Annotated in this window: 10 protein-coding genes; 9 read left to right on the top strand and 1 reads right to left on the bottom strand. The window is 47.7% G+C overall.

The genetic code is table 11. The features are described 5' to 3' along the window. The first annotated feature begins 461 nt into the window (after positions 1-461). The 7 genes from ACDE64_RS23875 (at position 462) to dnaB (ending at position 8,838) form a co-directional block, all read left to right on the top strand. On the top strand, positions 462-2,084 hold the full coding sequence (locus ACDE64_RS23875) for a copper amine oxidase N-terminal domain-containing protein (RefSeq protein ID WP_411346901.1): 1,623 nt from the start codon (positions 462-464) through the stop codon (positions 2,082-2,084). Positions 2,085-2,349: 265 nt separating this feature from the next. Continuing rightward, positions 2,350-3,384 carry an LCP family protein gene (locus ACDE64_RS23870; RefSeq protein ID WP_411344533.1) on the top strand — a complete coding sequence of 345 codons (1,035 nt, stop codon included), beginning with the start codon at positions 2,350-2,352 and terminating at the stop codon, positions 3,382-3,384. A 146-nt stretch (positions 3,385-3,530) separates the two neighbouring features. Continuing rightward, positions 3,531-3,977, top strand: coding sequence for a CBS domain-containing protein (locus ACDE64_RS23865; RefSeq protein ID WP_411344532.1), 447 nt, complete (start codon positions 3,531-3,533; stop codon positions 3,975-3,977). A 102-nt stretch (positions 3,978-4,079) separates the two neighbouring features. Then, a complete protein-coding gene (locus ACDE64_RS23860; protein WP_411348594.1) occupies positions 4,080-5,015 on the top strand; it encodes a DUF2232 domain-containing protein in 936 nt (311 codons plus the stop codon). A gap of 12 nt (positions 5,016-5,027) precedes the next feature. Then, positions 5,028-7,037 (top strand): DHH family phosphoesterase, encoded by a 2,010-nt coding sequence (locus ACDE64_RS23855; RefSeq protein WP_411346900.1) that lies wholly within the window; start codon positions 5,028-5,030, stop codon positions 7,035-7,037. Further along, positions 7,034-7,477 (top strand): 50S ribosomal protein L9, encoded by a 444-nt coding sequence (gene rplI / locus ACDE64_RS23850; protein ID WP_411344530.1) that lies wholly within the window; start codon positions 7,034-7,036, stop codon positions 7,475-7,477. Before ACDE64_RS23855 ends, rplI begins: the two co-directional genes overlap by 4 nt. Before the next feature lie 2 nt (positions 7,478-7,479). Beyond that, positions 7,480-8,838: a replicative DNA helicase gene (gene dnaB, locus ACDE64_RS23845; RefSeq protein WP_411344529.1), complete on the top strand. Its 1,359-nt coding sequence runs from the start codon at positions 7,480-7,482 to the stop codon at positions 8,836-8,838. Between the two features lie 145 nt (positions 8,839-8,983). On the opposite strand, the gene ACDE64_RS23840 is transcribed toward dnaB, so the two are convergent. Then, the gene (locus tag ACDE64_RS23840; protein WP_411348593.1) at positions 8,984-9,199 is read right to left on the bottom strand and encodes a hypothetical protein; all 216 of its coding nucleotides are present in this window, start codon (positions 9,197-9,199) and stop codon (positions 8,984-8,986) included. 591 nt (positions 9,200-9,790) lie between these two features. Between ACDE64_RS23840 and ACDE64_RS23835 the strand changes: the two genes are divergently transcribed. Together ACDE64_RS23835 and ACDE64_RS23830 are read left to right on the top strand one after the other, a co-directional pair. Further along, the gene (locus tag ACDE64_RS23835) at positions 9,791-11,077 is read left to right on the top strand and encodes an adenylosuccinate synthase (protein ID WP_411344527.1); all 1,287 of its coding nucleotides are present in this window, start codon (positions 9,791-9,793) and stop codon (positions 11,075-11,077) included. A 699-nt stretch (positions 11,078-11,776) separates the two neighbouring features. Next, positions 11,777-13,351: a peptidoglycan DD-metalloendopeptidase family protein gene (locus ACDE64_RS23830; RefSeq protein WP_411348592.1), complete on the top strand. Its 1,575-nt coding sequence runs from the start codon at positions 11,777-11,779 to the stop codon at positions 13,349-13,351. Positions 13,352-13,392 lie beyond the last annotated feature (41 nt).

Genomic DNA, 13,392 nt, shown 5'->3' with positions numbered 1-13,392 from the left:
GGAAATATAGTTTAAACAAAGTATTCTTTATTATTAAGAATACTTGTATGCAAATAGTGTGTATGGGTACGTTATCAATTCTTCAAACAACGAAAGAAGACTATTAAATATAAATAAATAGAGATAAAGGTTTAAGCGCTTCAATTGTGGTTATATCATATCCGTACTGATAAAATCACTTACTTACTTATGAGCAAGATTGGAATTATACATAATGTGATTGACGGAAGTTCCGGAGCTTCCTGTGCATCTGTATAACAAAAAAGTGGCTCAGTGGGGAAAGCAGATCATATCAGGGGTTTTCGGGAACAAATACAGGTTGGGTGAAGCCGATATAATAGCCGATTCCACTTTTTTTCAAATGATATGTGATCCAAAATGAAACTTCGCCCGTTTATCCAATCATGGACGGCAAGACAAACAGACAAAACCAAAATTGACTTACAAAGGGAGCCTGAATGATGAAAATTCAAAAACTGCTTGTACCTGTATTAAGTCTTTCCCTGCTACTACCTACAACTGGAGCTTTTGCTGCAACCACAACTACAGCAACACCGACAGTCAGCACGAAAGCTGCTGATCTGCGTGCTGGATTGGATTATCTGCTGTCCGAGCACTTTGCACTGGCTGTTGTTGCAATGACAAAAGCTTACGAAGGCGCACCGGATGCAAAACAAGCGTATGACGCGCTGGATCAAAATGCACTGGATATGCAACCTGCCATCGAAGCTATCTATGGTAAAGCAGGTGCTGCGGAATTCGAACGTATCTTCCGTGCACATAACAAATACACCGACAACCTGGTGAAAGCAACGAAAATGAATAACAAAGCGGCAATCAAAAAAGCCGAAGCACAAGTACAGGGCTTTGTTGACGAGTTCTCCAAATTCCTCGCAACAGCAACAGCTGGCAAACTGCCACAAAAAGCTGCTGCAGACGCTCTGAGACTGCATGAAGATCAAGTACAAGACGTATTCGAGAAATATGTAGCTGGTGATTACACAGGTGCATACAAAGAATACCGTCAAGGTTTCGAAACAATGTTTACAGTAAGTAAAGCGCTCTCCGGCGCGATTGTGTCCCAGTACCCTTCGAAATTCAACTACGGTACTGTAGATACACCGGCGGCTGATCTGCGTTCCGCTCTGAACCGTCTGGCTGCTGAGCACTTTGCATTGTCCGCACTGCAAATGCAAAAACAGTATAACGGCGAAAAAGACTCCGCTGCGCTGGTAACTGCGGAAGCAGCAAACACAGCTGCATTCAAAAAAGCGATCACATCGATCTACGGTGCTGAAGGTGGTAAACAGTTCGAAACGATCTGGGTAACGAACCACATTAAAGCACAAAGTGATTATGTAACAGCACTGAAAAAAGGCGATAAAGCAGCACTGCAAGCAGTAAAAGATCGCATTACAATGTTTACGAAGGACTTTGCAACATTCCTGGGTACAGCAACAGCGAACAATCTGCCTGCTGCCGCTGCTGAAAAAGCACTGGTTACTCATGAAACTCAAGTCCAAAACGTTATCAATCAATATGCGAACAAACAATATGCAGCAGCATACAAAGCTGACCGCGAAGGCTTCAAAACAATGTTCGGTATCGGTGAAGCACTGGGTGGCGCAATTGTAAAACAATACCCTGCTAAATTTAAAGCTGCTGCTACGCCTGCCAAAACGCCAGCTGCTTCCAATGCAGCAATGACGACTGTGTGGATGAAGCTGAACAGCAAAGAGCTGAAAATCAACAACAAAACAACAATGATGGATACAGAACCAGTAGTAAGCAACAACACCACTTACATTCCACTGCGCTACCTGGCTGAAGGAATTGGTGCGAAAGTAGCTTGGAACAAAGCTGCTGGTCAAGTAACTGTTATGGCTGGTAAAGATACAATGAAATTCTGGGTTGGTAAAAACACCGTTGATGTAAACGGCAAAACGCAAAAACTGGAAGCAACTGCTATGGTGAACAACGATGGTAGAACACTGGTTCCACTGCGTTCGATCACAGAACTGTTGGGCTGGGACGTAAAATGGAACGAGTCCACTGGTGCAATCACGCTGACTAAAGCGAAATAAGCATCATAAAAAAGTAACTATATAATAGAAGATTCTTGTACACTTCCTGTGTAAAAGGTATCTTGCATACACCACGATGACTGCATGTTCTCCTTATTGATAAGCAAGCAGCATCCAAAGACTCCCGGTTATTTATGACCGGGAGTTTTTGTTTTTATTGGTTAAACGGCAAGAAACAGTGTAAAATAATGTAACTGTGTCATAAGCTGCATCCAGCGTTTAATGAATGAAGAATATATGTCTGCTTGAAATGAGGAATGGGACAATGACAAAGAAGCAAAAGATTTGGTCTGGCATTGCGGCTGCCGTGGTCGTCCTGACGGCAAGTCTCTTTATATGGTGGAAGCCAATTTCATTGGCAATGTTTGACTGGTTTGTTGCGGATAAAATTGAAACCCAACTCCAGCAGACGTATCAGCCTGTACGTCAAACAGGCGGCGAACAGCAAGCAACGGAGCCGGAGGTCGTAATGACTGAGCCATTTTCCATGTTGCTGGTCGGTAGCGATCAGCGGGAGAATGAGACGGCGCGCTCGGATACCCTTATGTATGCGGTCGTACGTCCGCTTGAGAACAAAGTGCTGCTTATTTCCATTCCACGCGATACATACACCGAGATCGTCGGGCGCGACCGGATGGACAAAATCAATCATGCGTACGCATTTGGTGGCATCGAAATGACGATGAATACGGTAGAGCATTTTCTAGATGAGAAGCTTAATTTTTACGCATCGGTTAATTTTCAAGGATTGGTTAATGCGGTTGATGCACTAGGCGGTGTGCAGTTGCCGATTGAAGAAGATATTGTGAACCGTGATCCGAATCATGAGCAATTCACGATCAAAGCGAACAAGCCAATCTACTCCGGTCAGGAGGCGCTGTATTATGTGCGGTACCGTGAAGATAGCGATTTTCGCAGGACGAAGCGCCAGCAGATCTTCCTGCAACAGATTGCCAGTCAGGCATTTCAGTTGAAACAGATCGATAAAGTGCCGGAGCTGCTCAGCATTATGGGCGATAATTTTAAAACGGATATGCGCCCGGATCAGTTAACTGGTCTAGCGAGTCAATTGTTGCATACTGGCGAGCCGGAAGTGAAAGCATTCACGATCGCTGGTGAAGGTGAGTATATTGATGGCGTCTATTATGAAGTGCCGGATGAGAGCGAAGTGGAAGAAGCGAAGCAATTGATTGATGACTGGATGAGCAAGGACGGCCCTGACGCGGTAGAGCAGCCACCTTCCGGCAATGCGGCTGATGGAGATACCGAAACGACCATTCAACAGTCCGAATTACGTTAATTGGATAGACTGGCTTTATTGTAGGCTGGTTATCGCTTAAAATAGAAGAGAAGCATCGTCAACACCTGTATGACACCAATCCATGAATCATACTATGCTGCCATCGGTGCAGCAGGTCGTAATACGACGAGGAGGAAGGTTTTTTCATGAATATTGCGTTTTTTCTGCTGCCGAAGCAGGAGGTCGTTTGCGTCACCCTTAATTCGACGCTGCGCCAGACGCTCGAACGGATGGAATATCATCGTTATACGTCCATCCCGATGCTCGACAAGGACGGGAAATATGTAGGTACGATCACGGAAGGGGACTTGCTCTGGTTTATGCGAAATTCCGGTGGCAAGGTGACTTTTGAGAACGCTTCTAAATTTTTGCTGTCCGAAATTCCGCTTAAACGGGATGACAAGCCGGTATCGATCGATGCCAATATGGAAGACCTGATCAATCTGGCTAAAGTGCAGAACTTTGTGCCGGTTGTCGATGATATGAACCGATTTATCGGCATCGTACGCCGTAGTCAGATTATTGAATACTGCGAACAATTCGTTCGCGGCGGTGAATACGCGCCGGAGCGCAACCGTATGTCTGGCATCTAAATCGGCTGCGGTCGCTATACAAATCTGTGCGTGATCCTCGGCGTCTATGCTATAATGATGAGTAAATCTTTTTTAGCGATGCCGACAATTTGTGCGTAAGAGGTGAATCGTTTGAAACTGCGCTGGACATCCGTAGCATGGAGCGTTGCTTACCTGCTTCTGCTACTATCCCTAATAACATCTGTAAGAGTCATCGGTATGCTATTTCTAATTGTGCCTGTCGTCGTGCTGTATTCAACTTTGACCTTGCGCCAATTCATCATGCACTTGATTCCTGTATGGTTGATCGCGTTGATCATTGCTGGACAGGCAGGGTTATTCCTGCCGATTCTAGGAATATTCTTCATGATTCCGGGAATTGTGATGGGCAGGATGTACAAGAAGTATCAGCCTGCACTGAAAGTTATTTTTGCTGGCGGTCTGACCGCATTGGTGGAACTGCTTGTGCTGCTATTAATTGCAACCGCAGTGTTCCATTTTAGTCTAGGAGAGTACGTGCGGGATGTGATTCAGATTTCCGTTGCACCGCTACAAGCAATGGCGGATGTGAATTCGAACCTGAGCGATGTGCTGACGCCGGAGTATATTATTGGGCTGAGCAATTATACGCTCACGTTGATTCCCAGTGCGCTCATTATCGCTTCGTTTACGATGGCGATCATTACACATGCGGTATCGCGTCCACTGCTCGAAAGTATGAATTATTCTGTGCCGCGTCTGAAACCGGCACGCGATTGGAGATTGCCAAGATCGCTGATCTGGTATTATCTGATCGCCGTATTTCTGGAGTTTATCGCACGTTCGAACATGACGGGTGTGCTGGCGGCGATTGTGCTGAACTTTATGCCACTGGTTCATCTTGCCTTTACGATCCAGACGATCGGATTTGTGTATTTCTGGGCCAGTCAGCGGAAGTGGGGATCGTTCCTGCCGTTTATTCTGGCGATCGTCGTCGTACTGATTCCGCCGCTGCGGATTATCGGGATTATCGATCTGGCTTTCCCGCTCCGCGAGTATATTACGAGAACGAAACGGTAAGGGTGATGAATGATGCCTAATTTTTTGCTAAACCGCTGGCACGGTTACCGGTCGGTGTGGGCATCACTGCTCATGCTAGGTCTGGTTGTGCTTCTGTCCTGGTTCAACTGGATCGTCGGATTGGTAGCGTTGTGTGCAGTTATCTTGTTCGCAGCGGTGCTGGTTCGCTCGGAGCTTGCGTTCAGGCGGGAACTGGATGAGTATATTGCTGGCTTGTCTTTTCGAATCAGGCGTGTAGAAGAAGAAGCAGTTAGTACGCTTCCGTTCGGTCTGGTGCTGTATGATAATAAATTTTCGATTGAATGGCATAATCGATACATTGCTGGTTTGTTCGGTCGTAAGACGTTGGTCGGCACACCGCTGGATGAATGCTTTCAAGATTTTCAGGAGCAATATAAAAAGGCGAGAGACAGCCGTAAGGAAGCGACACGCGACAAAGCGGCGATCAAGGAAGTTCGCTTTGAATTGCAGCATGATATACGTACGCTGGAATGTATCGTACTGCCGGACGAGCGGCTGATCTATGTGCAGGATATTACGGAATTTGCGAATCTGCGTGATCGTCATGAGGAGGAGCGTCTGGCAGTTGGCGTCGTGCTGCTCGATAACTTTGACGAGGCTTCTCAAGGAATGGATGATCAGCAGCGTACAAGTCTGATTGCACGCGTAGCAACGCGAATTACCGATTGGGCGAAGCATTACCAGATCTATGTGCGTCGTCTGTCATCAGAGCGCTATCTGCTGCTGCTGAATCAGAAATCGCTGCGTGAACTGGAACAGAGCCGGTTTGTTATTTTGGATGAAATTCGTGAAATGACCGCCGATCTGAAAGTGCCGCTGACACTTAGTATTGGTGTCGGCTTCGGGACAGAAACGATCAGCGAACTCGGCGAACTGGCACAGTCCAGTCTGGATATGGCGCTTGGACGCGGTGGCGATCAGGCGGCAGTGAAGGCGGATCAGCGTCTGTCGTTTTATGGAGGTAAATCCAATGCGATCGAGAAACGGACGCGTGTACGTGCAAGGGTAATCGCCCATGCGCTGCGCGATCTGATGGTCGATAGTGATCAAGTGCTGGTCATGGGTCACAAAATTCCAGATATGGACGTGATCGGTGCTTGTATCGGGGTGCTCAAGGCTGCCGATATGTATGAGGTTGAAGCGTACATCGTACTGGATGGCGTCAATCCGTCGATTGAACGCATGATGGAGCGCATCTCCAATGATGAGCGATTATCGGTGCATTTTATTACGCCGGAAGAAGCGCTCAATATTATGACTGAGCAGACGCTGATGATCGTGGTCGATACGCATAAAGCGTCGATGACGATTGAGCCGAAGCTGGTGGAACGTGCGCGCCGTGTTGTGGTGGTGGATCATCATCGCCGTGGCGAGGAGTTTATCAACGATGCGGTGCTGGTATACTTAGAGCCGTATGCGTCGTCCACCTGCGAATTGGTGACGGAGCTGCTGCAATATATTCATGACAAAGTACAATTCACTACGCTGGAAGCGACATCGCTATTGGCAGGGATTACGGTCGATACGAAGCATTTTGCGTTGCATACCGGTTCGCGTACGTTTGAGGCCGCAGGCTTCTTGCGCCGAAACGGAGCGGACACGGTGATGGTGCAGCAGATGATGAAGGAAGATCTGTCCGAATATATTGCCAAAGCTGAGATTATCAAGCAAACGCGTATTATCCACGATCATATCGCACTGGCGGTTACGTCTCCGGGCGAAAAGGTGCCGCAGCTGCTAATTGCACAGGTCGCGGATTCGCTGCTGAATATGAGCAATGTTCACGCTTCGTTTGTGATTAGCGAACGTGTAGATGGTCTGATCGGTATTAGCGCCCGCTCACTGGGCAAGATGAATGTACAGGTAGTTATGGAACGATTGGGCGGCGGCGGTCATCTGACCAATGCGGCTGTCCAGCTCGAAGGTACTGCTGCCGAAGCGGAAACACGGCTCCTGCAAGTACTAGATCAAATGAATGAGGAAGAGGGGTTATTTGAATGAAAGTCATTTTGCTAAAAGATGTTAAAGGAACTGGTAAAAAAGGGGATATCAAAGAGGTATCTGACGGCTACGCACAAAACTTCCTAATCAAAAACGGTCATGCAAAACCGGCAACTGGCGGTAACGTGAAGATTCTGGAAAACCAGACCGCTGCTGTTGAGCGTCAAAAACAGGAAGAAAAAGAAGCCGCTCAAGCACTGGGTAAAACGCTGGAAGAGCTTACGGTTCAGCTGAAAGCTAAATCTGGCGAGGGCGGTCGTCTGTTCGGCGCGATTACGAGCAAACAAATCGCTGAAGCACTGTCCAAACAAGGACACAAGATCGACAAGCGCAAACTTGAACTGGATGAGCCAATCCGTACACTGGGCGTCACTCAGGTAACGGTGAAGCTGCATCCAGAAGTAAAAGCGACGCTCAAAGTCCAAGTTACTGAGGAGTAATCATGGGCGGCGAAATGTTTTACGATCGGGTTCCACCGCAGAATCTGGAAGCTGAGCAGGCTGTTCTGGGTGCTGTGTTATTGCAAGCAGAAGCGCTGATTAGTGTGATGGAGCGCGTAGACACGGAGGATTTTTACGATAAATCTCACCAATTGATCTACGATGCGATGGTAAATCTGGGGGAAGAAAACCAGCCGATTGACTTGATCACCTTAACTTCCTTGTTGCAGGATCGTTCGCAGCTGGAAGATATCGGCGGCGTCAGCTATTTGGCGAAGCTTGCCAATGCGGTGCCGACCGCAGCCAACGTAGATTATTATGCGCAAATTATTGAAGAGAAATCGATGCTGCGTCGTCTGATCCGTACCGCAACGCAGATTGTCAGCGAAGGATACACCGGCGGGGAAGATGTCGGCAGTATGCTGGGCGATGCGGAGCGCAAAATTCTGGAAATCTCCAACCGCCGTACAGGTAGCGGCTTTATCGCGATTCGTGATGTGCTGATGGAAGTGTTCGAGAAAGTGGAGACACTGAGCGAGAACAGCGGCAATACGACCGGGATTCCGACAGGTTTTATCGATCTAGATAAAATGACTGCCGGGTTCCAGCGTAGTGACCTGATCATCGTGGCGGCGCGTCCGTCGGTTGGTAAAACGGCGTTTGCCCTGAATATCGCGCAAAACGTCGCAGTGCGTGCCAAAGAAACGGTTGCTATTTTCAGTCTGGAGATGTCGGCAGCGCAGCTTGTACAGCGTATGATCTGTGCCGAAGCCAATCTGGACGCGAGCGTCATGCGTACCGGCGATTTCAAAGAAGAAGACTGGATGAAGCTGACGATGGGGATCGCATCATTGTCAGAATCGGAAATCTATATCGATGATACGCCGGGGATTATGGTATCCGAGATTCGTGCCAAATGCCGCCGTCTACAAAAGGAAAAAGGGCTGGGCATGATCGTCATCGACTACTTGCAGCTAATCTCTGGTCGCGGCAAAGCGGGCGAGAACCGTCAGCAGGAAGTATCCGAGATCTCGCGTACGTTGAAGCAGATTGCGCGTGAGCTGCATGTGCCGGTTATTGCACTGTCTCAGCTCAGCCGTGGTGTCGAGCAGCGTCAGGACAAGCGTCCGATGATGTCTGACTTGCGGGAATCCGGTTCGATTGAGCAGGATGCCGATATCGTATCGTTCTTGTATCGCGACGACTACTACAATCAGGAAACTGAGAAAAAGAACATCATCGAGATCATTATCGCCAAGCAGCGTAACGGTCCAGTCGGTACGGTCGAACTGGTCTTTTTGAAAAATTTCAATAAATTCGTCAATTACGAGCGTGTTCAATCGGATATGTTCGCAGGATAGATGAAGATTAGGATGCTAGTGCCGAATAGGAAATAGGATGTATAATCATCTGTTGTTCGGGATCGCTGTATCCTTTAATAAGGAAGAGCCGCTTTCCACCGGGGAACTTACCGGAAGGAGAAGCGGCTCTTTTTGTTATGGATTGTTAATTGGCAGTGACCGTTTGCACAATCAGTCGACGCAGATCGGCAATGCGATTGGGCATTTCACTGGTAGAGCTGTTGAGCATATCGCACAGTGCAAGCAAATCTTCCATTCGCGACAGAAGTCGCCATTGTGGATGCAATTCACCACCAGCGGCGCGGTAGCCTTCTAGAACATGCTGCTCATACAGTGATCCTGCCGATTCATACCGCAGCATATTTCCAATATCCGCATACTGCGTTCCAGCAAAAGCAAATTCCCAATCCAGTATGGCGGGGACGGTGGTGCTATCGGAATAGGAACAGTTATAGTTAATAGTCTGAGATAGATACAAACGATCAAGATCGCAAAGGTTACTTTTACAGATTTCCACAATGCATTTTACGAAAAATACGGTTTTATCATGGGTAAAGGCAGCGTTTGGCGAAATGAATACATAAATCCCGAACGATGATAATTTTGTGTCCTGTCATTGTTCGCGTTTCATTTGACTTTGAAAAAGTGTCCTGTTACACTGTAAATGCTGCGGTAAAGCGCAATAGTGTTATTGGATGTAAGTATCCTGTCAGTTCAGGAACTGCTTCAACCCCTTACCGCACGAGGATGAACTTCCGCCCGCGAAACGGTTTGTATGCCTGCATTTGCCCGGCCGTTCCTCGCAAGGAGGTTTTATGCTGTGCTGTTACCGCGCTGGATAGGGAATACGTTCCCAGCGTCATCTTTTCCAACAAGATGTTACACATCTGGCGATCATACGGAACAGACAGCGCAAATATACGGTGTACATACACCTACGGAGGAATGAATCATGTCAACTGTAGTCGTTGTGGGAACACAATGGGGAGACGAAGGCAAAGGTAAAATTACCGACTATCTTTCGGAGAGCGCGGATGTGGTAGCCCGTTATCAAGGTGGTAACAACGCGGGACATACGATTTTAATCAATGAGAAAAAATATAAATTAACGATGGTGCCATCCGGCATTTTCTATGAAGACAAAGCATGTGTCATCGGTAACGGTATGGTTATTAACCCGGCTGCGCTGATCGACGAAATTAACTATGTGCACGAAAACGGCTTTTCCACCAAAAACCTGACCATCAGTGATCGCGCGCATGTCATTTTGCCATATCATATGGTGCTGGATCTGTTGGAAGAAGAACGCAAAGGCCCGAACAAAATCGGTACAACCGGTAAAGGGATCGGTCCTTGTTACATGGACAAAGCGTCCCGTGTCGGTATCCGTATCGCCGATCTGATGGATGCAGAAGAATTCGAGCAAAAGCTGCGCCATCTCGTCAATGAGAAAAATCAGGTGATCACGCAAGTGTATGGTGGTCAACCGGTCGATGTGGAGCAAATCCTGTCCGACTATCTCGGGTATGCCGAGAAGCTGCGTCAGTATGTAAAAGACACATCTGTTGTACTGAACGACGCGATCGACGAAGGCAAAAAAGTGCTGTTCGAAGGCGCACAAGGCGTCATGCTGGATATTGACCAAGGTACGTATCCGTTCGTAACCTCGTCTAACCCGTCCGCAGGCGGTGTCTGCATCGGTTCTGGCGTAGGTCCAGCACGTATTCAGCAGGTTATTGGCGTTGCCAAAGCGTACACCACGCGTGTTGGCGATGGCCCATTCCCAACTGAGCTGCATGACGAAATCGGTCACGAAATTCGTGAAAAAGGTCATGAATACGGTACGGTTACTGGTCGTCCTCGTCGTGTAGGCTGGTTCGATACCGTTGTTGTTCGTCACGCTCGTCGCGTGAGCGGCATTACTGGTCTGTCCCTGAACTCGCTGGACGTACTGACTGGTCTGGACACAGTGAAGATCTGCACCGGTTACAAATACCGTGGCGAATTCATCACTCACTATCCAGCCAGCCTGAAAAATCTGGCGGAATGTGAAGCGGTATATGAAGAAATGCCGGGCTGGAGCGAAGATATTACTGGCGTGAAAACGCTGGAAGAATTGCCGGAAACGACACGTAACTATGTGAATCGTGTATCCGAGCTGACCGGTATCCCAATCGCGATCTTCTCCGTTGGTCGCAATCGCGAGCAAACGAATCAAGTGGCTCCGATCTATTCCTAATATATATGATATAACGATCCACCAGGCTGCCTGTTGTGCAGCCTGGTTTTTTATTTGTTCGATACAGAGGAATTGATTAGCGCGCAGATTGACATCCGATGCGTACCTATAACTTAGACGCCCATCATAATCAACTACACGAAGTGGAATAGAGCTAAATCAAGCGGATATCATATGCATTGGAACACAGCGTAATATACACTGCAAAGATACAATCAAAAAGGTGAAGTTCTTAATCTGTTACAGTATTTCCCTGTTACTGTTCAGTCAGATTGACTGTACATAAGGCTGGATCATCATCGGTATTCATTATGTTGCTGCAAAGAACGCATAGTCGTTATCATACCAGCATTTCTTTGAAAGCAGCATCTTCACTCATTTCCTTCATTTTGACTTGCCTTATGGTGTCTGAGATCGTGCTGTTATATGAATTGTAAAGTTGAAAGTTTTGTGGGGATTATGGTAAAGTAAACGGGGAGTTACAAAGGTTAATTTTTTGATACTTTTATATGACAATTTTTAATAACTTAGATAGCATTTGACCTTGCAGCTTCTTGCCTTCCGTAAAAGCATCCGTCACAACATGGGTGCTTATTCGGTGGGCAATCAAGCGATAGATTACGTACGCATCATGTATACATCAATATCTGCGAATAACGAATAATGACATTCAGCAATGAACAGTAAAAGGAGACGGTCATGAAAGGTTTGAAAGGTAAATGGGAAGCGGAACAGCAAGCTGCCTCGCAGCAAGCGTCCCAGGCTGAACAGCATCATCCAGATCAGCCATCCGTCGGGGAGCAAGACACTCAGTCACAACATTGGTATACATTGACCGTAGATTCGATCCGTCAGGGGAAAAACAAGATGCGCCGCCGTTTATTGGTGGCAATCGGTGGCGTTGTTGTTGCCGGTGGACTTGTTTTGGCGGGTACGCATTACGTCACTGCGAATACCATTCCGTATTATGTCGTATCGGTCAAAGGGCAAGAGATTGGCAGTATTTTGAATAAAGCCGATCTGGATACGTTGTTTAACGAAAAGCGTGCCGCGTATCAGAAAAAATACCCGGATGCGACCATGGTACTGAACACGAACGGCATCACCACCACGGAGCAAAAGGCGTACAAAGCACAGGTGGATTCCACTGGTACACTCAAGCAATTGAATAGTATGCTGACCGCTTATGCCAAAGGCGTGGAAGTCGTCGTAGGCGATAAGCATGTGGGCGTCGCCAAAGATCAGGCAACGATTGATGCTGCACTCAAGCTCGTTGAGAAAACCTATACACAAAAAGCTGAAGCTGCTGCTACGAACCTGAGCAAAAGCTCTGTACAAAAGCTCACCAAAAGCTATGCGTATAGCAAAAAGGTCAACAAGCTGGAATCTGTCAAAATCAACGAGAAAGTCACATCGAACGAAATCAAAGCGAATCCGCAAAAGCTGCTTAGCAGCAAGGAACTCGCCAAAGTGATGCTGACTGGCGTAGAAGCGCCGCTTACCTACACTGTACAGGAAGGCGATACGATTAGCTCAATCGCGTCTTCGTATGATATTACGCAAAAAGAGATTTTCAGCAACAACCCGGACGTGAAGGAAACATCGCTGCAAATCGGCGATGAACTGACACTGACCGTACCGCAGCCACCGATCACCGTCACAACGGTAGAGGATTATTCGGAGCAGGTCGTTACCGAACCCGCTGTCGAAATTCGCAAAAGCGACAATATGCGTGCTGGCGAATCCAAAGTCATTTCCTCCGGTAGCAAAGGTCTGAAACGCATCAACTACCGCGTCAGCAAAGCCAACGGTCAGGTGCTGCGCGAAGAATGGGTAAGTCAGGAAGTCGTCAAAGAATCTTCACCCAAAATCATCATCAAAGGCACCAAAGTTGTTGTCGGCGAAGGTAGCGGTAACTTTATCTGGCCTGTTAGCGGTGCAACGGTAACGAGTCCATACGGTCAACGCTGGGGACGTGTCCACAAAGGCATCGACCTCGTCGGCAGCTCGTCCGTGATGTCCGCCGATGACGGCGTCGTCACCTACGCAGGCACGATGACTGGCTACGGCAACGTCATCGTCATTGACCACCGTAACGGCTACGAAACCTTGTACGGTCACCTAAGCCAAATCGACGTCAGCACCGGAACCGTCGTGGAACAAGGCCAACACATCGGCGTCATGGGCAATACCGGCCGATCTACAGGCACCCACCTCCATTTCGAAATCCACAGCGGCGGCGCCCTGCAAAACCCACTATCCTACCTTCGTTAATAGCAAACCTACATTGCTTACCGCAAAATAGTGCTGCTTCC

Source organism: Paenibacillus sp. WLX2291 (assembly GCF_046603665.1).
Lineage (GTDB): Bacteria > Bacillota > Bacilli > Paenibacillales > Paenibacillaceae > Saccharibacillus.
Note: the sequence above shows the minus strand (reverse complement) of the source record. Positions and strands in the feature narration are given on the sequence as shown.